Below are 22571 nucleotides of genomic sequence, written 5' to 3'. Positions count from 1 at the left end.
TATCCTTGCTTAATATCATCTATTGGCCGATCTCGGCCGTCTTGTGGTTCTGGCACTGGCTTTTGAGCTTCGTGATGGATCCTTCTTTGGGCATCACGTGGATTCTCTCGATTGTCCTGCTGACGTGGACGCTCAAGGCCATCATGGTCAAGCCGACCATCACCCAGCTGCGCTCATCCCGCAAGATGCAGGAGATCCAGCCGCAAATCCAGGAGCTGCGTACCAAGTACGCGAATGACCAAACCAAGGCTGCGCAAGAGATGCAGCGCATCTACAAGGAATCTGGCGTTCGCCCGATGGCAGGCTGCCTGCCGATTTTCGCTCAGATCCCAATGTTCATTGGTCTGTTCCATGTTCTGCGCGCCTTCGACCGCACCATTCAGACTGTGGGTGGCTTCGGTCACCCAGCTGATGAGCCAATGTCGGTGGAGGCTAACGCGAACACTGCGAACTACATCTTCAAGCCGGAATTGGTGCAGCAGTTCCTGGACGCCAAGATCTTTGGCGTTCCGCTGATTACCAACTTGCGCGTGAACTCGCCGATTCTGGATCAGCAGGGCATCACGACGTCGCAGGCAGCGGTCATCATCGTTCCGTTGATTGCCATCATTGCGGTTTTGACCCACTTCAATGCCCGTATGTCGCTCAACCGCCAGGAGGCACGCCGTGCTTCCGGGAAGACTCCGACCCCGCAAGGCCAGAACGCTGAGATGATGCAGCAGCAGATGGCAATCATGAACAAGATGATGCTGTGGGTCATGCCAGGCATGCTGGTCTTCTCCGGTGCTATTTGGCCTATTGGCTTGCTGTTCTATATGTTGGCCAACACCGTCTGGACCTTCTTCCAGACTCGCATCGTGTACAAGAAGATGGATGAGGAAGAGGAGCGAGAGGCAGCCGCCAAGGCAGAACTCAAGCGCACTTCCGCACCGAAGCCAGGCGTGCGCAAGAAGGACAACCGCACCAAGAAACAGCGCAAAAACAACAACTAAAAACAGGAGTTTCTAGTGTCCGATTTGGACCCGTCTGAAGTATTTGGCTCCCGTCTGCCACTCGCGCAGGCTTACCACGATTCGCTCGCTACAGACGGGTCCATTCGTGGTTTTATAGGCCCCCGCGAAGTCCCGCGCCTGTGGGAGCGCCATCTTCTCAACTGTGCCGTGATCGGCGATGTCATGCCGGAAGGCGCCCGCGTAATCGACGTCGGCAGTGGCGCAGGCCTCCCAGGCATCCCGCTGGCCATTGCGCGCCCAGACCTTGATATCACCCTGATCGAGCCGCTTCTAAAGCGCTCTAATTACCTGTCTGAGGTCAAGGAGCTGCTGGGCCTAGATAACGTCACCGTCATCCGCGGCCGCGCCGAAGAAGGCCCAGTGAAAAAGGCCGTGAAGGGTGCAGACATCGTGACCTCTCGCGCCGTCGCGCCCTTGGGCAAGCTTGCCAAGTGGTCGCTGCCATTGGTCAAGGTGGGCGGCGAGATGATCGCTTTGAAGGGCGAGTCCGTGTATGAAGAGCTGGAGCGCGACGCAGCTGAGCTAAAGCGTGCTGGCGCAGGTAAAGCCGAGGTCACCACCATCAAGGGCACGACTATCATCCGTGTCCCGCGCGTGAACTAGAGTAGACGGCATGACTAATCCACGTCTTATCACCATCGCGAACCAGAAAGGCGGCGTTGGCAAGACCACGTCGGCTGTCAATCTAGCCGCGGCGCTCGCTGAGGCCGGCAAAAAAGTGTTGGTGATCGACCTGGACCCGCAGGGCAATGCCTCAACTGCGGTGGGCGCTGCCCATACCTCGGGCACTGATTCGAGCTACGAGGTCTTGCTGGGAGACCGCACTGCGGAGCAAGCAATGCAGCCGTCTCCTTCTAGCGCCAATCTCTTCTGTATTCCCGCCACCATTGATCTGGCTGGCGCGGAGATCGAAATGGTCTCGCTGGTACGCCGTGAGTTCCGCCTTTATGACGCACTCCATAACGGCTTCCTTGAAGAGCACGGCTTCGAGTACGTCTTCATTGATTGCCCGCCTTCGCTGGGCCTTTTGACCATCAATGCCATGACCTGTGCCGAAGAGGTCATCATTCCTATCCAGTGCGAGTACTACGCACTGGAGGGCGTGGGCCAGCTGCTGGGCAACATCTCCATGATTCGTGAGCACCTCAACGAGGAACTACATATTTCCGCCGTTTTGCTCACCATGTATGACGCCCGCACCAAATTGGCAGAGCAAGTTGCCCATGAAGTACGCGAACAATTCGGCGCTGTAGTTCTTGGTAATGTAATTCCGCGTTCGGTGCGCGTGTCTGAGGCGCCGGGTTACGGCAAGACTGTTATCTCCTATGATCCTTCTTCCACCGGTGCTAGGGCTTATTCGGCGGCGGCCCGCGAGCTCGATTCGCGCGGTGACTACCGCCCGCACCCCACCACTGGCGCCATCGGCGTTAGCCCAGAGATTTTCGCTGAATTGGAAGGATAAGTTTTAGCATGACGGAACAAAAGCAAGGTGGCCTCGGCAAGGGTCTTGCAGCACTTATCCCTTCTGGCCCCGACGCCCCATCCCGCAAGCCGCGCCTTGGTAACGATGCAGCAGATATCATCCTTGGCGCTGCTACCGGCGGTCCAGCTGGTGATAAGCCCCGCGTGAAGGGCGCGCCAACCATTCCACAGGGCGCTAATAAGAAGCGTCAGGCAAAGCCTTCCGTGATCGGCGCTACCTACCGCGAGATCGCGGTCGGTGACATCATTCCTAACCCAAAGCAGCCGCGTACCGTCTTCGACGAAGAAGGCCTCGCAGAACTCGTTCATTCCATCAAGGAGTTCGGTCTGCTCCAGCCGGTCGTCGTGCGCCCGGCAGATGAGGGCGGCTTTGAGCTCATCATGGGTGAGCGTCGTTGGCGTGCTTCCTCCAAGGCGGGACTTGCCACCATTCCGGCCATCGTCCGCGATACCAAGGATGACAACCTCCTGCGCGATGCCTTGCTGGAAAACATTCACCGCGTGCAGCTTAATCCATTGGAAGAGGCACACGCCTACCAGCAGTTGCTGGAGGAATTCGGCGTCACCCAGAACGAGCTGGCTGATCGCCTCGGCCGTTCCCGCCCGCAGGTGACCAACATGATTCGCCTGCTCAAGCTCCCGGTGAACGTGCAAAAGCGCGTCGCTGCTGGCACCTTATCCGGCGGCCATGCGCGTGCCCTGCTGGGCCTGCCCGATGCTGAGGCCATGGAGCTCATCGCCAACCGCATTATCGCAGAAGGCCTGTCCGTCCGTGCCACCGAGGAAGCGGTTACGCTGTACAAGAGGGGCGATAAGCCACAGGAGAAGAAGCCTGCTGCCCCGCAGCCACAGTACTTCACCGATTCCGCAGAGCGCCTGTCTGACCGCTTCGACACCAAGGTCACCGTCACCATGGGCAAGCGCAAGGGCAAGATGGTCGTCGAATTTGGCGATCAGGAAGATTTCGAGCGCATCCTTGGTCTCATCGAGGGCAAGTAATGCTCGTCGAGTCAGTCAAGGAAGGGGTGGAAATCAACCCCTTGGCGGCTCGTTCCATCTTTTGGGAGCTTGATACTGAGGTAACTGATCCCGCCTTCGAGAAAGAGGCGTGGATTTCCGCTGTGCTCCTAAGCGCCGGCGACTGTGGCCTAACGGTGGGCAACGAGGCTACGGTCTTCTTCTGCCCCGCTGATTATGCGCCTGGGGCGTCCAAGCTGCCTACCGCACCCGTGAGCCAGGACGCAGCTTTGCTGTCCTCATTGTTTGTGAAATCCCATCGCGCGGCACGTGGCTTGGAAGCGGTGCTTCTCGACGCCGCGATTATGAACCTTTCCTCGCGTGAGTTCAGCGCGGTAGAAGCTTTTGGCTACCGCGACGCAAAAGAGGCAGAGTTCCTATTACGCGAAAAACCCGCCTTCATCGGGCTTCTGTCAGTAGAAACCTTAGAATCGGCGGGTTTTATGGTGGTCCAAGACCACCCCGTTACTCCACGGCTGCGCCTGGATCTCCCACCAGCCTTCGACCTGCTCTCGGCCGCTGCGGTAGAAGATCTGCTAGCAAAAGCTTTGGCTTAAGCCTCCTCGGCGCGCAGCAACTCCGAGAACTTATAGGTGCCGGTGACAGCATCGTCATCATCGAGCAGGTAGAGGCGCTTTACAGAAACCACGATTGCTTCTGCAATATCATCGCGCTTGGCTGGCGTAGTAAGCACTTCTACGTCACCAGGGTTGGTGAGATAGCCCAAGACAACCTGGACAACTGGCATCTGCGTCAGGCGCAAAAGATCCCAGGTGCGGCCGTGGTTCCAGCAGTTTTGCAGTGGCGTGCGAGCCACGATCTCGCGCTGGATGAAACCAGAAAGAGTTTCACCAATGAGCGAGGAGCTGCCGATCTCTGAACCAAAGTAGAAGGTGGCAATGCCATTGGCCTTCTCGTTTGGATAGCGGTCACAAGCCAAAGAAATAACCAGATCGGCGTCGAAGGCGTTTGCCAGATCCGCACGGTCCTTGACAGAAGGATTATCGGTACGTGGACGCGAGATGATGGTTTCCATGCCCGCTGCAATCATGCGTCCGACCACGCGCTCTGCCAAGTCCCACAGAAGCTCTTCTTCGGTGACGTCACCAAAGCGGCCCTTGACCTTGATGCCCTTGTCGGCACCGCCTAAGGCAGGGTCGATGACGACGCGCTTGCCTGCAAGCTGTGGGCCGGCGTTGCGGACACGCTCGCGCTCTTGGATGTTGTGTGCGGAACCGCCGGTGATCCGGCGGCCCAGCAGATTAAGAGCGTTGATCGTGGTCGGACCACACACGCCATCCTTTTGGAGACCGCTGTTGAGTTGGTATTCCATGAGTGCGGCGTGAGTATCGGGACCGAAGTGGCCATCCACTCGGTTCTGGTAGAAACCGAGTTCTTGAAGTTGCTGCTGAAGTTGTGCGACATCGTCGCCAACTAAAACGTTGCCCGGCTCGTACGTGAGTACGCGCGCGCCCAAGCTATAAGAAGCCTGGCGCAGCTCACGAAGGGTAAGGTCATCGATTACGCCGGTGGGAACAATTCCGCGAGACTGCTGAAAGGCCTTGATGACCTCAGAGAGTTCGGCGTCGAATACTTTTTCCGTCTCGGAATACTTTTGTTGCTTCCAATCGGACAGTGCGCCTCGGTAATCCTTCATGAGGCCGAGACGGGCGAGGGTTGCACGTGCTTCGGCGACGCGGACACTTTGGTCACCGACCTGCAGAACGCGATTCACACCTACCCCTTTTCTCGTGTTAAAACTGTGCGCCCTGTGACGCATGTGAATAAGGCTACCAGTTAAAGCTGCTTTTGAATTTGTGCCACGATGTCTGACTTGGAACGCAGGCCGACAAATTCGTCGACCTTCTCGCCGTTGCGGAAGATCAGCACAGAAGGAATCGACATGATCTGGAACATGCCGCCCAGAGTGCGCTCCTCGTCGACATTAACCTTTACGACGGAAACATCCTCGCCCAACTCGCTGGCAACTTCATCCAAAATCGGGGAAAGCTTCTTGCATGGACCACACCATTCAGCCCAGAAGTCCACGACGACAGGCTTGGAAGCCGAAGCCTCAACGACGTCAGTACGGAAAGTATCCGTGGTTACGCTTGTTACGTTGCTCATGATTATTAAACGCTTTCTGCGAGGAAGTGTTCCGCATCGATTGCTGCGCGGCAGCCGGAGCCTGCCGCAGTAATAGCCTGCTGGTAATGGTCATCAACCAAGTCGCCGCAGGCGAAGACGCCCGGCAGGTTGGTCTTGGTGGAAGGCTGCTCAACGACGACGTAGCCGCCCTCGTTGAGCTCAACCTGGCCTTCCAGGAAGGCGGAGCGTGGATCGTGGCCGATGGCAACGAACATCGCGGTGACGTCCAGTGTGGAGACCTCACCGGTGATGGCGTCCTTGATCTCCAGGCCGGCAACCTTGCCCTCGCCCTCGAGAACGCGCTCTACGGTCTTGTTGGTAGCCCACTTGATCTGTGGATTGGCCTTTGCGCGCTCCAGCATGATCTTGGAAGCTCGGAAGTTCTCGGAGCGGTGAATGATGGTTACGGTCTCTGCGAACTTGGTGAGGAAGGTTGCCTCTTCCATTGCAGAGTCACCACCGCCAACGACGGCGATGTTGTGGCCCTTGAAGAAGAAGCCGTCACAGGTAGCGCAGGCAGAAACGCCGCGGCCAGCTAGCTCGGCCTCACCCGGGATGCCCAGGTAACGCGGTGCTGCGCCGGTGGCAAGAATGACGGTTCGAGCTTCGAAGACCTCGTCTCCAACGTGCAGCTTCTTGATATTCCCTGCCAGCTCGACAGAGTCAACAACTTCCATGCGCAGGTCCGCGCCGAAGCGGATGGCCTGGGAACGCATTTCTTCCATGAGCTCTGGGCCCATGATGCCTTTCTGGAAGCCTGGGTAGTTCTCCACCTCGGTGGTGTTCATGAGTTCGCCGCCGTACTCGAAGCCCTCGAAGACGATCGGCTTCAGTTCAGCGCGTGCGGCGTAAAGCGCCGCGGTGTAACCGGCAGGGCCGGAGCCTACGATGGCGACATCGTGGACGGTCATTAAAAACTCCCTTGCAATGTTTTGCTGGATTAACCCCACAAATCCTACCCGCGCCATGGTTAAATTCGGGTATCAGAAACGGGGTTGATGCTTAAACGTGACCTGTCCTGCAACGCTAAATATCGCAGGCTTATTTCCTTATTTAGGCCATGGCCTTGCGTAACACGCTACGTGCGCGGGCTCTACGGGATTTGATAGTACCTGGCGCTACTCCCTGCGCTGCGGCGACTTCGGCGATGCCATAGCCTTCAATGTCGGTCCAATACAGGGCGTCGCGCTGGTCTTGGCGCAGCAGCTCTAGGGCTTCGCGGACTGCCAGTTTGTCATCCAAGAACTCGTTCGGGTTATGCGCAAGCAGATGGTTGCGGTCATCATCGATGAAGTCCACATCGAGAGAAGAATTTTGCTGGTTGGAGCGATGCTTAACGTAGTCATAACCACAATTCATGACCAGTCGATGCAGCCAAGTAGAAAGCGCTGACTTGCGCCGGTACTTGTGCAGATTGCAGCTGGCGCGAAGCAGGGCTTCCTGGACGACGTCCTGCGCATCGGTGTCGTTGTGCGTATAACGGCGCGCCACAGTTGTAAGGCGGGCGCGGTGCCTTTCTACTATGACGGAAAAGGCTTTGTTATCCCCCTCGATGAAAGCCTCAACCAATTCATGATCACTGCGTTCAGACATGTAGATTCCCCCCCGGATCAACAAGTATGTGAACCTGTTTTAACCGAGGGGAATCTAGTCGCGCTAGCGAACTGTGTCTTTCCTATTGACCACTTTTGACCCGCAGCGTGCGGCGCAAGTGATCCTGGCATTCGAGCAGCACGCGGCGCAGGGCACGTGGGCGCTCAATGCGCAGGAACTCGTCTGTCGCGGCGTCTGCCATAGGCAGCTCTGGGTAGAGCCCACGGACGAGACGGTTGGCGATTTCGATCGGATGCTCCTGCCAGATCTTGTCCAAGACCGTGAAGAACTCTTCGGCGAAAGGCTCGGTGAGCTGCTTCGAACGTGGCGCGTTGAAAGCGGCCAGCAGGGAATCGACCTCGGCATTCGAGTAAGCGCCAGGTCGCAGGACCATATCAAAGACCTCGCGCTTGTCCCCTGGGAAGGAACGGGATACGCCGAGGTACGCCGCTGCACCGGTCAGCGTGTTATCGCGCTGCTTTTCTTCTTCCAGCTCCTCCTTCGTCACTGCCTCACGGGCTGCGAGCGCACGCAGCGCGGCCCAGCGAATATCGGGATCCGTGGCGTCGTCAAGCACTGCACGCAGGCGCTCGTTGGTGTCCTCCGGGCTGTCACCGAGCGCCGCGATGGCCGCGCGCGTGAGCAGCAGGTGGGTATCGGTACCTTTTTCTGCGTCCTGCAGCAGCTGCCAAATGTGGTTGGCAAAGTCGGGTGATTCCGGCAGGTAATGGCTAACGGCGTACTGCGCATTGTTCAGGGCCGTGGCCAGCAGTGACGGTGACTCCCCTACTGCGTGCCGCAGTACGGTGTCGACGTAGTTTTGAGCCGGCCATTCGCCATCGCGCGTGAGGTTCCACAGGGAGGTCCAGATGACGGCGCGGGAAAGCTCATCCTCAATCGCAGAGAGCTTGTCTTGGATGGTGGCAAGCGAGGTTTCGTCGAAGCGCACCTTGGCATAGGTGTGGTCGCCATCGTTAAGCAGCAGCAATGCGGGTGCTGCCAGGCCAGAGGCGGCATCGACAATGGTGCGCGGGCCGGCGACATCGACGTCGAGGACCGCGTACTTGTTGAGATCGGCGTCGAAAAGCGCGGCGTTGAGGCGGTGCGGACGTGTCTCATCCTCGGCCTCGGCGAGCACGGCCAACTCCGTGATTTTTTCTCCTTCTACGTGCAGCTGCGGGGTCAGGGTGTCTGGACCCCAGGTCTTGAGCCATGCTGCAGACCACGCGTCGAGATCGCGCTCGGTGTGGTTTTTCAGCGCATCCAGGAGATCATCGAAGGTCGCAGCGCCGAAAGCATGGGCCTGGAAGTAGTCCTGCGCGCCCGCATAGAAGTTCTCACGGCCGACGTAGTGCACCAATTGCTTGAGTACGGAAGCGCCCTTGGCATAGGTGATGCCGTCGAAGTTTTGGCGCGCGGCATCCACGTCTGGGATATCGGCCTTGATGGGGTGCGTGGTGGGCAGCTGATCCTGCAGGTAAGCCCAGTTCTTGCGCTGGCCTGCGAAGTTCGCCCACGCCTCGGTGTATTCGGTGGCCTCGACGGAGGAATCCGCTCCCATGAACTCCGCGAATGACTCTTTGAGCCAGAGATCATCCCACCACTTCGGTGTCACGAGATCGCCGAACCACATGTGCGACATCTCGTGCAGGATCGTGTTGGTGCGGCCCGCATGCTGGGCACGGGTGGCCTGGGAGCGGAAGAGGTAGGTCTCGGTGAAGGTCACCAGGCCCGGATTCTCCATCGCACCCAGGTTGTACTCCGGCACAAAGATGGAATCGTACTTGCCCCACGGATACGGGAACTTGTACGCCTGGTGGAAGAAATCCATGCCTTGTGCAGTGATTTCTAGGATCTCATCGTCGAGGTACTGTTCCATCGACGCACGTGCGAAGGCGCGCAGCTGCGCGCTTAGGGTGCCATCCGGCGCGTTCCAAGTGCGCTGCTTGGACACGTAGGGCCCTGCGGCAAAGGAGGTCAGGTAGGTAGAAAGCAGCGGAGTGGATGCGAAGGTGACGCTCACGGAATCGCCGGACTCGCTGCGGTTTTCCTCCGGCTGGTTCGAAAGCAGCTGCCAGCCTGTTGGGCCGCTCAACGTTACCGTGAAATTCGCCTTGAGATCCGGCTGATCGAAGCATGGGAAGATGCGGCGGGCGTCGGAAGGCTCAAGGTGCGAGTAAAGGTAGGGATTCCCATCGGCCTGATCCTGCATGCGGTGCAGGCCCTGACCGGTGCGCGAATAGCGTGAGGAGCCCGTGATCTCCACGCTGATCTCCTCGCCTACCGGAAGATCGCGCAGGTAGATGCGCCCACCATCAAAGGTATTTTCCACCTCCGTGCCGTTTAGCCGCACGGAACGGACCTTATCGCCCAAGTAATCCACGAAGGTCTCAGGTGCGTTAGTCGTAAAGGTGATGCGGGAAGTTACCTCAAATGTCTCCGCCGAGGTAGGCGCGCTGTTGACATCAAGGTGCAAGTGATAAGCGGAAATCTGCAGCGCCGCACTGCGGGCCTGCGCTTCAGCCTGTGTGAGGTTCGCGGTTTTGCGGGAGGTCGTGTTAGCCATGTCGCTTATTTTAGGGATTGCCGTGCCCCGCGACTCCGTTTTTATCTGCTTGGTCTGATTGTTTCGGCTTGGCGGGTGCAAGGACCTTGTGGGAGAACCTTGCGGGAGAGCATTGTGGGCGCATGACTAAACCCCAACATCGACCGCACTTTGGGCGCGTTATCGGTGATGGGGTTTATGGCTGCTAGCCGGGCCAAATTTGGCCGCAAATTTCTTACTGCTTGATGGCGGAGATCTCGAGCTCGATCTTGATCTCCTCGGAGACCAGCACGCCGCCGGTCTTCAGCGGTGCGTTGAAGTCGATGCCGAAGTCGGTGCGGTTGATCTTGGTGGTTGCCTCGAAGCCGAAGCGGGTGTTGCCGAATGGATCCTCTGCCAGGCCCTCTGCCTCGACGTTCAGGGTGACCGGCTTGGTGGTGCCCTTGATGGTGAGGTCACCTGTAACGGTGCCGTTGCCAGTTTCGTCAACGTCAAAGGAGGTAGCGCTAAAGGTCAGCTCTGGGTACTGCTCGGCGCTGAAGAAGTCATCGCCCTTAACGTGTGCGTCGCGGTCCTCGTTGCCGGTGTTGATGGAAGCGGCCTTGATGGTGGCCTCCGCCTTGGAATCAGCGATGTTCTCAGCGACGGTGATGGTGCCCTCGAACTCGTCGAACTTGCCGCAGGTCTTGGTGACCATTGCGTGGCGAGCTACGAAGCCGATGGTGGAGTGTGCTGGGTCGATTGCGTAAGTGCCTGCGAACATGGTGTTCTCCTAAAAAGTTTCGCTTTTGTTGATGTGACAACATTGATTCTAGTTGTCGTCTTGAAATAGTCAACGGTTTAAGTAAAACTACTATTTTCAAAGACAAACGCCACCATGCCTAAGCAGGCATGATGGCGCTATTGAATCGTGAATAAAATTATGGCAATCCAACGACTTGCATCTCTGAGACGGCCGTCTTGCCGTCAAACATGATGAGCACGCCGTCGAAGCCCTCCTGGACCTTCTCTAATTCGATGTCCTGCTTGGAAGAGCTCAGCTTACCTTCGGCCAGCTCGGTGCCCTCCGGGTCCTGCGGATCGAAGTCGGCCATGTCGACGCCATAAATCGTGAACTTGTTTCCCGTGGCGCCGTACTGGCTCAGCTGCAGCACGTGCAACTGCGTTTTCTTCTCAAGGGTGACCAGCGCGCCTTCCTCCACGTTGACGCGGTCAGCTGTCTTGCCATCAATGAGCGCCTTCTGCGGCTTATTATCCGGAACCGTGAAGGCTTCCTTTTCCTTCAGCAACACGGGCGGCGTATTCGGGAAGCTCGTTACCGAAGTCGAAGGCTTCGACACTGGCGAGTCATCGCCCACCAGGGACATGATCCACGCCGTCAGCGCCGCCATCAACACCACGAAGACCGTGGCAAAGACGCCCAGCACAATCGCGCCCGATCCCGAGTAGCCGCGGCCGCCGAAGCCTGGGATGGCCTCTGGTTGTTCAACCTTTTCTTCCGGAACGTCGAGCTTGTGGACCTCAGGTGCTTCGCCCTCGCCTTCGAGCTCCGCGTCCTCCTTGGCGAACTCCTCAAGCTTCTGCGCGCGCTCGGCCAGTCCGTCTTCGGAATCGGCAATTTCTTGCAGCTCGCTGGAACCCGCGGCCTCGGTCAACAACGTGATCGTGGAGTTGATTCCATCGAGGTCGGTTTCTTCCGTGTTGCGCTTCAGCACAGCGGGGAAAGCCAGCTTTGCGACGCCGTCGGTACCGATCTGCACGCGGCTGCGGTTATCCAGACCCAACACCAAGCCGTTTTCGTGGGCCGTAGCGATATCAGCAACCAGCGGAGCCAGAGCACGTGCGACGGCCTTTGGATCCAGGTTGTGGTCTTCTGCAACCGTCTTCAACGGCGTGCCCTCAATCCAGTCAGCCACTACGAGGCAGCCCTGACGATAGGACAGGATCTTGATGTTTGATGCAATCGCCGAAAGATGAAGCTCGCTGAGCTTGCGGGTATTGCGGGAGATCTCAGCCGAGCGGCGGGCAGCTACCGCCGGGGTGGCCGGTGCCAGCGGAGCCTCACCAGTGGTGTCCACGAAAGTCAGAGAGACGAGCCTGCCAGAGGACTGTTCGCGGGCCTTCCAGAAGCGGGCACCGGGGACGGAGCCGTAGTCTTTCAACAAGCGGAAGCGGCCATCAGAGACCGGAGCGCCCGGCACCAGGCTCGGGCCGCGGACAATGCCAGCAGACATCGGTGGCGGAACCGGCGAGGAGTTGAATGCGTCTGCCGTGTAGACCGGCTGAATCTCTCGCACCTCCGGTTCTTCGATCTCGATGGCTTCGGCGTGCTCGATCTTGATGATCTTCGACATGCCCGGAATGCGCTGCAGCTGGCGGCCCAAGTTGATGACTTCTGGCAAGCCGGAACGCGAAAGCACGATGCCGGCCACGACCACGAATACAACGCCCAGAAACGCTACTTCGAGCAAGTAGACGATGGAAGGAATGCTGTCCGGCAAGACGCGGTTGAAGCACCAGTGGAGGGCGGTTGCTGCGAGCAAGCCAATGCCACCGGCCAGGGTGGACCAGATGACGGTGGTGCGCAGTTCGCGGCCGCCCAGGCTGCCCAGCTTGCGCTTAAGCAGGAAGCCGCCGATAACCGCACCGGAGAGGAAGCCGAAGCCGTTCGCGGTACCCAGCAGGATGACCACGCGGTCGGTGGAGTCAGCGACCATCGGAGCAAGCAGGGTCAGCGCAATCTTGGTGGCCGTAATGCCGGCGATGATGAAGGTCGGCGTCCAGGTTTCCTCACGGGCGTAGAAGACGCGCAGGTGCAACAGCACGAGCGCATAAGGAATGAGCGTGAACGCGGAGAAGCTAATAGTCAGGCCGAGCTGCTCTGCGCTCGATGCGCCATAAGCGCCGTATTGGAACAGCGCGCGGGCGATTGGAATACCGAAGCCGGTCATGAAGATGACGATCGGAATAAGAGCGATAAGCGTCAGCTTCGAACCCAGCGTGAGATCGCGCACCACGGCTTCGACATCGCCGTTCGCTGCGTTGCGCGAAAGCCGCGGCATGATGGCGGTCAGCAGCGTGACGCCGATGACGCCATAAGGCACCTGCAGCATTAGCCATGCGTTCTGATAGACCAACATCGCGCCGTGGTCGGCGTAGGAAGCCACCTGGGAAGTGACAATGTAGCCGGCCTGGGAAATGGCAACGTAGACAATAATCGCCAACGCCATTCCGCCGAACTGCTTGATGCGATGATCGATTCCCCACTTCGGGCGCAGATCGATCTTGGCCTTAACCAGATAGGGAACCAAGATGAGGCACTGGACTACCACGCCCAACGTGGTGCCCAAGCCAAGCAAGATGACGTGCTTATCTGTCACGGGGGAAGCTGCCGTCGGATCCAGCTCGCCCGGCAGCAAGCGGTACATCAACAGCACCGTAATGGAAATGACGTTGTTGATAACCGGCGCCCAAGCGCCCGGCCCGAATACATTTTTCGTATTCAGGATCGCCTGGAAGAGCGCGAATAGACCATAGAAGAGGATCTGTGGAAGCAACAGATACGCCATCGACGTGGCCTGGAAGGCATTAACTTTACTGTCTTCCGGGACCATCAATCTGGTAATCAGTGGCGCGAAAACGATCGACAAAATCGTCACCACCGCAAGTATCGACATCGCCAGGGTAAACAGCCTTCTCACGAAGGTTCTGCCGTTATCCGAGTCTTCCTTTTCGGCTCGAACCAAAACTGGAACCACCAAAGAAGTCAGCACGGCGCCCAGGACAATCTCAGTAATGAGGTTAGGGATCTGGTTTGCCGTACCGAAGGCAGTTCCGACTACTTCGCCGAGGGTTGCGCCAATGAGCATCTGACGCAGGAAGCCAGTGATGCGCGAAAATAGCGTGGCAATCGCCATGGTGCCTGTCGCGCGGACAATCGAGCTATTGGAGTCTGCCTCCTGCTCGTGGTGAGAGCCACGCAGCGTCGACTTGTCTTCTTCCGGAACGACCTGGACGGGTTCGATCCGTTTCTCCGGCACAGGTGCCGGTGGCGTCGGCGTCACGATGCGACGGCGGGAGCCATATTCATTAGTCATAAAAGGAACTAACTATCTCTTTTTCGAACTTTTCTTTTTCTACGGCCCAGCCGAAAGAGCAGGGTCAAAATGAGAGCAAGAGCGGCAATGGCGCCGACTCCGTACACGCTTACGATACCGGCACGAGTCTGAACAGCGATATTTATCGGCTCGGAGATGGTCTGCTGGTTAGGCGTGGCCAACCACAAGCTGATGTCTGTTCGGTCGACGTCCGGCATATCTGCGGTCATGGTTACCGTAATGGAACCCTTTGCTGGGATGCGCACGCGCGACGGAGTGTTGAGAGATGCGTCGTCGGACTCATAGATAAGCGAGGCGTCGACAGGCAGCGGCAGTCCATTTTCCGCCACGATGAGCAGCGGCGATGAATCCGAGACGCGGGTATAGACGTTGCCCGGTGGGATCAGCGACACCGAAGAACGCAGAGTGCGCAGCATCTCAGATTGCTTGGACAGGCGGTAATCAAAGTCCCGGGACAGCGCCAACAGCAGGTCGCGGCGCAGCGGCAGCGTAAACTCATAGCGCGTCATCGCAATCGCCGGGTCGTTGACCATGATGTTGGTCAGCGCATCCGTATAACGCGCCTGCTGCTCCACGCGCACGATATCCGTGTCGCTGTAGGCATTTTCATCCTCATAAGGCGAGCCCGACGGGCGTTCAGTCTCCTCCAACGGCAGCTGCGTCACTGGGCGCGGCTGCACCTTGTCATGCTCGATGAGCCGCGCCGCGGTCTCGAGCACCTTCTGGCCTTTTTCCGGGCTCAGGTTATTGGGCAGCTTGGCCACCACATCTTCTTCACTTGCCGCAATGCTTAGCGATGCCGCGCTGCTCAGCGCCTCAGCCAGCGCAGAGTTCTCTGCCTCATCGTGGCGCAGATACGGGTTGCCGTAGCCCGCCTTCGGATCCAGAAGCGCTCCCAGCGAGGCGTTGAAAGTTGCAGCTTTACCAGACCAGCCGGTGTTATCGGCCACCAGAGCCGGGCGTGAAAACTCCTGGGTGACATACCCGGCGTCGGGAAGCAGCAGCGTCGACGTCGGCTTGCCCAGCAGATCATCGAAGTGGCGGTCGATCGCCTCATTAGTCAAGAACTGATTATTAATGTGGGCTACCGCATTGATATCGGTGTTGCCCCACGGCAGCGCCATCGTGCAATCGATCTGCTTGAGGCGCTCAATCCACGCCTTCGCATCCGCGGAACCGCTGCCCTTCTCGCCGCGCTCTTCGGATTTATCCCTAAACCAAGAGTCGCGCAGGCGTTTGGGGCGCTCCGCAATTGAAGGACGCGTGGAATTGACCGTATAACCATCGGCCATGCGGTTCACCGTATCCACCAGCGCAGGATCCAAAGCCACGCAGCCCGCACCCTTTAAATCATGATCCAGGTAGGAGTCCAGCAACTTATCCAGCCGGCCGCCCTCACGCAGCTCTTCGGCCAGATGATCATCGCTCAAGATGAGGGACTCTCCCCCGGTCTCACCAGGCACGATGTTTATGTCCGCGGTGATCGGGTAGATCAGCGTCAGGGCGTGACGATTTTCCACCGGCGCATTGAAATCAAAGATCATGCGCTCCTCGGCAAAGCTATTGGCTTGCCCATCCTGGGTACCCGTCAGCGTGAAAAGCAGCGGGTAATTGCCCGGCTCCGTCATTGCGAGCGTGGGCTCCTGCCCCAAAGAAAGCGGTGCTTTGATCGTCACTTCCTTGGTATCCCCTGGGCCAATGCTGCCTGCGCTTGTCGACGCCCCGTAGTACGGGTAGGTGCCCGCCGCCAGCTCTTCCTGGGCCTGCGCAGTGGTCGAAATGGCATCGCTGCGCCGACTCGTTATCTGCAGATCCTCGATCTCTTCTTCCGTCGGATTATGGATCCGGAAGGTCGCGGACATGACGCCGTCTTCGGTTGACTCGGTGAGCATGTCGAAGTCGAGCGTGCCCGACGACGTGGTCTGCGTGGTCTGCGCCTGCGCAGGAATCGGGGCAGCCAATGCTCCCGCGAGGATCAGTGCTGCCAGCCGCTTCACCGTGGGGTCGCCTTTCCTGCGGCGGCTTCCTTTCGGGCCAGATCCGGCAGCAGATCGTGCGCGATGCGCGCCAGCTTGCGTTCATCGGCATAAGCCAGGTGCTCGATGAGCTCCGAGACCGGGATCCAGGAGACCTCGGTGACTTCTGGGTCCTCGTCGTTCAAGACGCCGTCGACAAAGCGCAGCAGGTGGTGATGCACCGTCTTGTGGATGCGCACGCCCTCAGAGACGAACCAGTAATCAATCATTCCAAGATCCGCGAAGACCTTGCCGTGAATACCCGTTTCTTCCCAGACCTCACGCTCAGCGGTGACGTTTTTGTCCTCGCCGTTTTCCACGTGCCCCTTCGGCATGGACCACAGCAGGCGGCCGCGGCGGTCGAGGCGCCCGATGAGCGCCACATAGATACGGGACAGATCTACCTGGTCCCCATCGACGGCTTCGGCGAGTCCGGACACGACAAGTCCGCCTGCGGAAGTCTCGTCACGCGTGGTCATGTGCGTGGCGGAGCTGCGCTGGGGGCGTCTTTCCGGACGGCGGCGGCGACGCCGTCTGCCCGAGCCTTGTTCGTGCTTAGTCATCCTGGTTAATCGTAGTAGACTCACACCCGTGAATTTTCAGGACACTCAGCTAAACGGCGTTGAAAAGACTCTAGCCTCGCTCAGTGGCCTCGCAGAGCAATTTCGTGTTCGCGGAAACCGGCTCTATCTAGTCGGCGGCTCTGTGCGTGACGCGTTGTTGTCGCGCCTCGGCCACGATCTTGACTTCACCACGGATGCGCGTCCCGAGGTGGTCCAGGAGATCTTGGAAGGCTGGGCCGAAAAGGTCTGGGATACCGGCATCGACTTCGGCACTGTATCGGCCGTCTATAAAGGCCAGCAGATCGAGATCACCACTTTCCGCTCCGATTCCTATGATGGGGATTCCCGTAACCCCGAGGTAGTCTTCGGCGACACCCTCGAAGGCGATCTGGTCCGCCGCGACTTCAAGGTCAACGCTATGGCCATCGAGCTCAAGGAAGATGGATTTGAGTTCCACGACCCGATGGGTGGCCTAAGCGATCTGCAAAACAAGATCCTCGATACTCCTGATAAACCGGAGATCTCTTTCCACGATGACCCGCTGCGGATGCTGCGTGCTGCGCGCTTTGCCTCGCAGCTGGAATTCCAGGTGGCAGATCGCGTCAAGGCCGCGATGGAAGAAATGGCTGGCGAGATCCGCCGTATCACCGTCGAGCGCGTGCAGGTCGAGCTGGATAAGCTGATCCTGGGCAAGCGCCCGGAAACGGGCATTGACCTGCTCGTTGATACCGGAATCCTAGATCATGTTTTCCCCGAGATTCCGGCGTTGCGTATGGCGCCCGATGAGCATGCACAGCACAAGGACGTCTATGTCCACTCGCTGACCGTGCTGCGGCAGGCCATCGATCAGGAGGAAGAGCCGGACCTTATCCTGCGCTGGGCAGCCTTGCTTCACGACGTCGGCAAGCCCGATACCCGCGATACCACCAACGGCAAGGTGACCTTCCATCACCACGAGGTCGTCGGCGCGAAGCTGGTGCGCAAGCGCCTGCGCAAGTTGAAGTACCCCAAGGCCACCGTCGAGGCCATCGGCCAGCTGGTCTACCTGCACATGCGCTTCCATGGCTTTGGTGAAGGCCAATGGACCGACTCTGCCGTGCGCCGCTACGTCACCGACGCGGGCGATCTCCTTCCTCGACTGCACAAGATCGTGCGCGCCGATTGCACCACCCGCAACGAAAAGAAGGCTCGCCGCCTGCAGCGCACTTACGATCACTTGGAAGAACGCATCGCGGAGATCGCTAAGAAGGAAGATCTGGCCAAGGTGCGTCCGGATCTCGACGGCAACGAGATCATGGAGATCCTCGGCCTGCAGCCCGGGCCGGAGGTTGGCCAAGCTTGGTCTTATCTTAAGGAATTGCGCTTGGAGGAAGGCCCGCTGGGGCGCGAGGTTGCTATTGCAAAGCTGCGTCAGTGGTGGGAGTCTAGGTAAGTAATGTATGCCGATAGACTTTTCAACGCCCTAGAGCGCAACGAGCCCGCCCCCGGCCAGCTTTTGATCGCTGCACCGGGCATGCTTTCTCCTGAATTCGCTCGCTCGGTGATCTTGGTGATCGAGCACAACGACGTGATGACCTTCGGCGTCGATCTGACCAAGCGCTCCGAAGTGGCCGTGTTCAACGTGCTTCCTGAGTGGCTGCCCCTCGTGGCTAAGCCGCAGGCGCTCTACATCGGTGGCCCGATGAATCAGCAATCCGTCATAGCGCTTGGCATGACTAAGCAGGGCGTGCGCATCGAGCAGGAGCCACAGCTCAATAAGCTTGCCCCGCGCCTGGTGCACGTGGATCTGCGTGCTGAGCCCGAGGAGATCGCTGAGCTTGTCGCCGGCGCGCGTTTCTTCGCCGGCTATGCGGAGTGGGGCCCTGGCCAATTATCGGAAGAAATTGATCGCGGCGACTGGTATGTTGCTCCGGCGCTTGCGCAAGACGTGCTCACTCCCGGTGCCGCTGACCTGTGGGGCGATGTTATGAAGCGTCAGCCTATGCCGTTGCCTTTGTATTCCACATACCCAGCGAATACTAATGACAACTAATGATCTAGTATTTGCGCATGCGTGAGGAGATTCTTAAAGGTCTGAAAGATACTGCGCCGGTAGCCTTAGGACTCGTACCGCTTGGACTCGCGTTCGGAATCCTGATTGTGCAAACCGGCTACGACTGGTGGTGGGCGCCCATCTTTTCCACCGTTATTTATGCGGGTTCGATGGAGTTCCTCGCCATCAATATGGTTACGGCAGGCACCAGTGCAATTGCCTCGTTGGTCACTGGTTTCATGGTTAACTTCCGCCATATTTTCTACGGGCTTACATTCCCACGAGATAACATCCACAGCCGTCTGGGCCGCGCTTATGCCACTTATGCGCTAACCGACGAGGCCTATGCCATCGTTTCCTCCAAGCCTAAGGATGAGGAAGTTAGCGGCCCCCGCATCCTTACTATTCAGGGTCTGATTCAGTCCTCCTGGGTGTGCAGCGGAATCGTCGGCGCTCTTGCTGGCCAGGTTATCCCCGCGGATATCAAGGGCCTCGAATTCGCCCTCGTGGCGCTCTTCGTCGTCCTGACCATGGATGCCTTCCAAAACAACAAGGATTACTCTCTGCCGCTTTCCGCAGCAGTGTGTGGCATTCTTTCCGCGGTGCTGTTTCCGGGGCAGGTTCTCATGGTCGCACTGGCAGCCTATTTCTTGCTGCTGTTGATGCGTCACTTCTCTCCACGTCTTGATACCGCAATGATTCTGCGAAGGGGTGAGCGTTAATGCCAGCAGGCGTAAGTCTGTCCATGGTAGCGGCGGTGTTGTTGCCAATCTGCGTCGTTACTCTGCTGTTGCGTGAGCTGCCCTTTTCCTTCATCAAGGCGCTGAAAGGCAGCCAGTTCATCGGCCTACTCGGTATGACCATGCCGGTGGGCGTTATGACCGTGCTGGTGGTTTATACCGTCTACGGACAAAAAGAAGCGCCCGGCGGAATCCTCGCCGCCTTGATTGGTGTGGCGATTACTGCCGGGCTGCACTGGTGGCGAAAGAGCTCCGCTTTCTCGATCTTCGGCGGAACTGCCGCTTACGTGCTTTTAGTTAACTTCGTCTTCTAACGCTTCCACGCCGAAGCGTCCTATAGGTCTCCGTAGAGCGCCAAGGCCTCGGTCCACAGTGCCGTGAAATCCTCTTCGGAGACATGCTCCGCGCTGATATTCGGGTAATTGTCGTAGGTGTTTGGGTGCGGCACCGTGGATTGCGGGATGTCGGCGTTTCCCACCGATTTATTTGGGGTGGCGGCGCCTGCCACGGCGTCGTTTGGCGCGAGCGCAATCATGCGCAGCATGGTGCAGGTCTCGGCGTCTACTTCTTCCATTTCCGCTACGTGAATGGCGGAACCGACGCCCGGGACCTCCATGGTGGTGCGGATGTACATCAGGGTGCTCATGACTGCCCAGCATACCGGGCAGCCAGCCAGGAGCAGATCATCAGCTGAACCTGGTGGTAGATCATCAGCGGCAGGATCAAAAGCCCCAGTGAGGTCCCACCTGCCGCGAAGATAACTGACGCCATGGGCAGCCCGGTGGCGAGAGACTTCTTGGAACCACAGAATTCGATGGCGATGACGTCCTCGCGCCCGAACCCGATGTGGGAGCTTATTATGCGCGTTAGCCACAGCATGAAGGCCACCATCGCGATGGAAAGCGCCACGAGGAACACCAGCTCCCAGATCTTGATTGAGCCCCAGATGCCGTCGACCACTCCCTTGGAGAAGGCGCCATAAACCACCATCGTGATCGAACCACGGTCGACGATCTTTGTGCCTTTGTTAGCGGCAAAGTCCTTTACCCAGCGACGCGTGAGTTGACCTAAAACGAAAGGTGCAAGCAGAAGCAGACTGATCTCCAGGAAGACTCCCCCGTCTACCGATATGCCATCTCCCGCGCCAATCAGCGCCATGACTAGCAAAGGAGTTAGGACGACTCCGACTAGGTTTGAGGCCGAGGCAGACACGATGGCTCCCGCGACATTTCCTTTCGCCACCGAGGTAAAGGCCACCGAGGATTGCACTGTTGATGGCACCAGCGTCAGGAACAGGATGCCCAGATACATGTCCTGTGAAATGAATGCCGTAAGTGGGCGAAGTGCTAATCCCAGCAACGGATAGGCCACGAAAGTAAAAGCCAAGATCGTTAAATGTAAGCGCCAATTCTTCAGGCCTGCCAGTGCCTCCGCAGTAGAAAGACGAGCACCATAGAGGAAGAATAGCAGCGCAATAACGATGTTCGTTAACGAGTCGAAGACTGCGGCAAATCCTCCCCTGGCTGGGAAAATAATAGCGACTATTACCGCGGAGACGATGAGCAAGATGAGCGGATCTATCTTCTTGAGGCGCGAAGTCATGAACAAATCCTATCGGTAGCATGTGATCATGACTAAGCTATTTACTCCGCTAACCTTGCGCGGCGTCGAGTTTCCCAACCGCGTGTGGATGCCGCCGATGTGCCAGTATCAGGCAGTACAAGGCGTACCTCAGCCCTGGCATATGGTTCACTATGGCTCACATGCTGTTGGCGGCTTTGGCCTCAGCATCGTAGAGGCCACCGCCGTCTCCCCAGAAGGCCGCATCTCCCCGCAGTGCGCCGGTATCTGGACTGATGAGCAGCGCGATAAGTGGAAGGAAATCGTCGACTTCGCGCATAGCGTTAATGCTCGCATCGGCATTCAGCTGGGCCATGCCGGGCGCAAGGCTTCCACCTATCCGATGTTGCCCGGCTATGCACGCGGCTCCGTCCCCGTCTCCGAAGGTGGCTGGGAAACTCTAGGCCCCTCGCCCATCGCTTATCCCAACTATGCGGTTCCACGGGAGATGGCTCCTGCCGACATCGCGCGCGTGGTGGAAGACTTTGCCGCCGCGGCAAAGCGCAGCGTCGAGGCTGGCTTCGACACAATCGAGCTCCATATGGCGCATGGCTACTTGCTGCACAACTTCTTGAGCCCGTTAAGCAATCAGCGTACTGACGCTTATGGCGGCAGCCTAGAAAGCCGTTTGCGCCTTCCCCTTGAGGTTGTCGACGCAGTGCGTGCCGTCATCCCTGAGGAGATGCCGCTTATCGCGCGTGTCTCTGCCACCGATTGGATCTTTGATCGTCCAGCCTGGGATGTCGAGGACACCGTCACCCTTGCTGTGCAGCTGCGTGAACGTGGGGTCGACCTGATTGACGTATCTACCGGCGGCAACGTGCATGCCGACATTCCGGTTGGACCTGAATATCAGGTGGACTATGCCACTAAGGTTCGTGAAGCGGGCCTGCCGGTTTCGGCGGTTGGCCTCATTACTGAGCCGCAGCACGCCGAAGAAATTCTTGCTGCCCATCGTGCCGATGTCATTGAGGTTGGCCGTGCCGCTCTGAAGGATCCCTATTGGCCGCGACGCGCTGCTGAAGAACTCGGTTCACCGTTGGAGGCGCTCCCCTCCTATAGCCGCGCTCGGTGATTGTGTCTTAATGTTTTGGCGCTATTAATCAAAAGAGCGAGTGTTTCACGTGAAACACTCGCTCTTTTTGGCCTTAAGCCGAGACGTTCTTAACCTTGTCGCCCTCGGTCTCGACGTCATATTCGGTTAGCGGTTTGGTTCCAGGGCCGTCGATGACGGAGCCGTCTTCCAGGTTGTAGGAAGTAAAATGCGTGGTGCAGGTTGCCGTCATCTCCTCGATCTGGGTGATTAGGCTGCCCTGGTGTGGGCAAGTCTGCGAGTATGCTTTAAACTCACCCTTCTTGGGTTGCGCGAAAATGACCTTGTCTACAATGACGGCCGAGCCGACCGGAACCTCGGTGGCTGCGATTTCTGCGCTTGGTTCCTTACCGCATGCGGCAAGGTAGGCGCCCGCGAAGGTGGTTGCGGAGCCGAGAAGGAAGATGCGACGTGAACACTGAGTCATGTGTCTACCCTATCGCATTCTTTCGGAAAATCGGCTCAGTTTCCTTTCGGTCGGTGAGGCCAAGTCTTGGAATAAACAAATTCTTTATACTCCCCATTTTCGGCTGACATTAGTTGCCAATCTTAAAGTCACTCATGACGATAAGTCCTTAGACTATCTGATTTG

Annotated in this window: 22 protein-coding genes; 10 read left to right on the top strand and 12 right to left on the bottom strand. The window is 58.2% G+C overall.

The window, feature by feature from the left end; translation table 11 throughout:
- Positions 1–5: 5 nt before the first annotated feature.
- From yidC to HMPREF3155_RS02155, 5 genes are read left to right on the top strand one after another with little or no spacing between them, the layout of a single operon-like run.
- Positions 6–992 (top strand): membrane protein insertase YidC, encoded by a 987-nt coding sequence (gene yidC, locus HMPREF3155_RS02175; RefSeq protein ID WP_083281221.1) that lies wholly within the window; start codon positions 6–8, stop codon positions 990–992.
- Positions 993–1007: 15 nt separating this feature from the next.
- Entirely contained in the window at positions 1008–1616 is a 609-nt protein-coding gene (rsmG, locus tag HMPREF3155_RS02170) for a 16S rRNA (guanine(527)-N(7))-methyltransferase RsmG (RefSeq protein WP_070432481.1), read from the top strand.
- 10 nt (positions 1617–1626) lie between these two features.
- Positions 1627–2475: a ParA family protein gene (locus HMPREF3155_RS02165; RefSeq protein WP_061925513.1), complete on the top strand. Its 849-nt coding sequence runs from the start codon at positions 1627–1629 to the stop codon at positions 2473–2475.
- Positions 2476–2483: 8 nt separating this feature from the next.
- Complete coding sequence (locus tag HMPREF3155_RS02160) at positions 2484–3494, top strand: ParB/RepB/Spo0J family partition protein (RefSeq protein WP_070432480.1); 1011 nt, start codon at positions 2484–2486, stop codon at positions 3492–3494.
- A complete protein-coding gene (locus HMPREF3155_RS02155; protein WP_061925507.1) occupies positions 3494–4069 on the top strand; it encodes a hypothetical protein in 576 nt (191 codons plus the stop codon). Before HMPREF3155_RS02160 ends, HMPREF3155_RS02155 begins: the two co-directional genes overlap by 1 nt.
- Here the strand turns inward: HMPREF3155_RS02155 and HMPREF3155_RS02150 are convergent.
- The 9 genes from HMPREF3155_RS02150 to HMPREF3155_RS02110 all read right to left on the bottom strand — a co-directional run bounded on the left by HMPREF3155_RS02150 (position 4066) and on the right by HMPREF3155_RS02110 (position 16494).
- Positions 4066–5247: an N-acetylmuramoyl-L-alanine amidase gene (locus tag HMPREF3155_RS02150; protein WP_070432479.1), complete on the bottom strand. Its 1182-nt coding sequence runs from the start codon at positions 5245–5247 to the stop codon at positions 4066–4068. The genes HMPREF3155_RS02155 and HMPREF3155_RS02150 overlap by 4 nt on opposite strands.
- Positions 5248–5309: 62 nt before the next feature.
- Positions 5310–5639, bottom strand: a complete 330-nt coding sequence (gene trxA / locus HMPREF3155_RS02145) for a thioredoxin (RefSeq protein WP_070432478.1) — start codon at positions 5637–5639, stop codon at positions 5310–5312.
- Between the two features lie 5 nt (positions 5640–5644).
- Positions 5645–6571 (bottom strand): thioredoxin-disulfide reductase, encoded by a 927-nt coding sequence (gene trxB, locus HMPREF3155_RS02140; RefSeq protein ID WP_062036520.1) that lies wholly within the window; start codon positions 6569–6571, stop codon positions 5645–5647.
- A gap of 142 nt (positions 6572–6713) precedes the next feature.
- Positions 6714–7253, bottom strand: a complete 540-nt coding sequence (locus tag HMPREF3155_RS02135) for a sigma-70 family RNA polymerase sigma factor (RefSeq protein WP_062036523.1) — start codon at positions 7251–7253, stop codon at positions 6714–6716.
- 82 nt (positions 7254–7335) lie between these two features.
- Entirely contained in the window at positions 7336–9819 is a 2484-nt protein-coding gene (gene pepN, locus HMPREF3155_RS02130; protein WP_070432477.1) for an aminopeptidase N, read from the bottom strand.
- Positions 9820–10033: 214 nt separating this feature from the next.
- Positions 10034–10561: a YceI family protein gene (locus HMPREF3155_RS02125; RefSeq protein ID WP_070432476.1), complete on the bottom strand. Its 528-nt coding sequence runs from the start codon at positions 10559–10561 to the stop codon at positions 10034–10036.
- 157 nt (positions 10562–10718) lie between these two features.
- Positions 10719–13895 carry a murein biosynthesis integral membrane protein MurJ gene (gene murJ, locus HMPREF3155_RS02120; protein WP_070432475.1) on the bottom strand — a complete coding sequence of 1059 codons (3177 nt, stop codon included), beginning with the start codon at positions 13893–13895 and terminating at the stop codon, positions 10719–10721.
- Positions 13896–13903: 8 nt separating this feature from the next.
- The gene (locus HMPREF3155_RS02115; protein WP_061925483.1) at positions 13904–15913 is read right to left on the bottom strand and encodes a DUF6049 family protein; all 2010 of its coding nucleotides are present in this window, start codon (positions 15911–15913) and stop codon (positions 13904–13906) included.
- A complete protein-coding gene (locus HMPREF3155_RS02110; RefSeq protein WP_061925480.1) occupies positions 15910–16494 on the bottom strand; it encodes an NUDIX hydrolase in 585 nt (194 codons plus the stop codon). Before HMPREF3155_RS02110 ends, HMPREF3155_RS02115 begins: the two co-directional genes overlap by 4 nt.
- A 28-nt stretch (positions 16495–16522) precedes the next feature.
- Between HMPREF3155_RS02110 and HMPREF3155_RS02105 the strand changes: the two genes are divergently transcribed.
- From HMPREF3155_RS02105 to HMPREF3155_RS02090, 4 genes are read left to right on the top strand one after another with little or no spacing between them, the layout of a single operon-like run.
- Positions 16523–17926, top strand: a complete 1404-nt coding sequence (locus HMPREF3155_RS02105) for a CCA tRNA nucleotidyltransferase (protein ID WP_070432474.1) — start codon at positions 16523–16525, stop codon at positions 17924–17926.
- Between the two features lie 3 nt (positions 17927–17929).
- Positions 17930–18526, top strand: coding sequence for a YqgE/AlgH family protein (locus HMPREF3155_RS02100; RefSeq protein WP_070432473.1), 597 nt, complete (start codon positions 17930–17932; stop codon positions 18524–18526).
- 17 nt (positions 18527–18543) lie between these two features.
- Positions 18544–19248, top strand: a complete 705-nt coding sequence (locus HMPREF3155_RS02095; protein ID WP_070432472.1) for an AzlC family ABC transporter permease — start codon at positions 18544–18546, stop codon at positions 19246–19248.
- Entirely contained in the window at positions 19248–19580 is a 333-nt protein-coding gene (locus HMPREF3155_RS02090) for a branched-chain amino acid transporter permease (RefSeq protein ID WP_061925468.1), read from the top strand. The genes HMPREF3155_RS02095 and HMPREF3155_RS02090 overlap by 1 nt, the downstream gene beginning before the upstream one ends.
- Positions 19581–19600: 20 nt before the next feature.
- Here HMPREF3155_RS02090 and HMPREF3155_RS02085 read toward each other — a convergent pair whose 3' ends face one another.
- Together HMPREF3155_RS02085 and HMPREF3155_RS02080 are read right to left on the bottom strand one after the other, a co-directional pair.
- Complete coding sequence (locus tag HMPREF3155_RS02085) at positions 19601–19912, bottom strand: hypothetical protein (protein WP_061925465.1); 312 nt, start codon at positions 19910–19912, stop codon at positions 19601–19603.
- Entirely contained in the window at positions 19909–20868 is a 960-nt protein-coding gene (locus HMPREF3155_RS02080; RefSeq protein ID WP_070432471.1) for a bile acid:sodium symporter family protein, read from the bottom strand. The genes HMPREF3155_RS02085 and HMPREF3155_RS02080 overlap by 4 nt, the downstream gene beginning before the upstream one ends.
- A gap of 28 nt (positions 20869–20896) precedes the next feature.
- Here HMPREF3155_RS02080 and HMPREF3155_RS02075 point away from each other — a divergent pair, with 28 nt between their 5' ends.
- Entirely contained in the window at positions 20897–21961 is a 1065-nt protein-coding gene (locus HMPREF3155_RS02075) for an NADH:flavin oxidoreductase/NADH oxidase (protein ID WP_070432497.1), read from the top strand.
- 73 nt (positions 21962–22034) lie between these two features.
- Here the strand turns inward: HMPREF3155_RS02075 and HMPREF3155_RS02070 are convergent, their stop codons facing one another.
- A complete protein-coding gene (locus HMPREF3155_RS02070) occupies positions 22035–22406 on the bottom strand; it encodes a Rieske (2Fe-2S) protein (protein ID WP_061925459.1) in 372 nt (123 codons plus the stop codon).
- Positions 22407–22571 lie beyond the last annotated feature (165 nt).

It is taken from the genome of Corynebacterium sp. HMSC06D04, assembly GCF_001807315.1.
In the GTDB taxonomy this organism is placed as follows: Bacteria; Actinomycetota; Actinomycetes; order Mycobacteriales; family Mycobacteriaceae; genus Corynebacterium; species Corynebacterium simulans.
Note: the sequence above shows the minus strand (reverse complement) of the source record. Positions and strands in the feature narration are given on the sequence as shown.

Excerpts from the sequence above, each read along its gene's own strand:
- HMPREF3155_RS02165 (WP_061925513.1), top strand. The coding sequence starts at position 1,627 with ATGACTAATCCACGTCTTATCACCATCGCGAACCAGAAAGGCGGCGTT.
- HMPREF3155_RS02160 (WP_070432480.1), top strand. The coding sequence starts at position 2,484 with ATGACGGAACAAAAGCAAGGTGGCCTCGGCAAGGGTCTTGCAGCACTT.
- HMPREF3155_RS02155 (WP_061925507.1), top strand. The coding sequence starts at position 3,494 with ATGCTCGTCGAGTCAGTCAAGGAAGGGGTGGAAATCAACCCCTTGGCG.
- trxA (WP_070432478.1), bottom strand. The coding sequence starts at position 5,639 with ATGAGCAACGTAACAAGCGTAACCACGGATACTTTCCGTACTGACGTC.
- trxB (WP_062036520.1), bottom strand. The coding sequence starts at position 6,571 with ATGACCGTCCACGATGTCGCCATCGTAGGCTCCGGCCCTGCCGGTTAC.
- HMPREF3155_RS02135 (WP_062036523.1), bottom strand. The coding sequence starts at position 7,253 with ATGTCTGAACGCAGTGATCATGAATTGGTTGAGGCTTTCATCGAGGGG.
- pepN (WP_070432477.1), bottom strand. The coding sequence starts at position 9,819 with ATGGCTAACACGACCTCCCGCAAAACCGCGAACCTCACACAGGCTGAA.
- HMPREF3155_RS02125 (WP_070432476.1), bottom strand. The coding sequence starts at position 10,561 with ATGTTCGCAGGCACTTACGCAATCGACCCAGCACACTCCACCATCGGC.
- murJ (WP_070432475.1), bottom strand. The coding sequence starts at position 13,895 with ATGACTAATGAATATGGCTCCCGCCGTCGCATCGTGACGCCGACGCCA.
- HMPREF3155_RS02110 (WP_061925480.1), bottom strand. The coding sequence starts at position 16,494 with ATGACTAAGCACGAACAAGGCTCGGGCAGACGGCGTCGCCGCCGCCGT.
- HMPREF3155_RS02100 (WP_070432473.1), top strand. The coding sequence starts at position 17,930 with ATGTATGCCGATAGACTTTTCAACGCCCTAGAGCGCAACGAGCCCGCC.
- HMPREF3155_RS02095 (WP_070432472.1), top strand. The coding sequence starts at position 18,544 with ATGCGTGAGGAGATTCTTAAAGGTCTGAAAGATACTGCGCCGGTAGCC.
- HMPREF3155_RS02090 (WP_061925468.1), top strand. The coding sequence starts at position 19,248 with ATGCCAGCAGGCGTAAGTCTGTCCATGGTAGCGGCGGTGTTGTTGCCA.
- HMPREF3155_RS02085 (WP_061925465.1), bottom strand. The coding sequence starts at position 19,912 with ATGAGCACCCTGATGTACATCCGCACCACCATGGAGGTCCCGGGCGTC.
- HMPREF3155_RS02080 (WP_070432471.1), bottom strand. The coding sequence starts at position 20,868 with ATGACTTCGCGCCTCAAGAAGATAGATCCGCTCATCTTGCTCATCGTC.
- HMPREF3155_RS02075 (WP_070432497.1), top strand. The coding sequence starts at position 20,897 with ATGACTAAGCTATTTACTCCGCTAACCTTGCGCGGCGTCGAGTTTCCC.
- HMPREF3155_RS02070 (WP_061925459.1), bottom strand. The coding sequence starts at position 22,406 with ATGACTCAGTGTTCACGTCGCATCTTCCTTCTCGGCTCCGCAACCACC.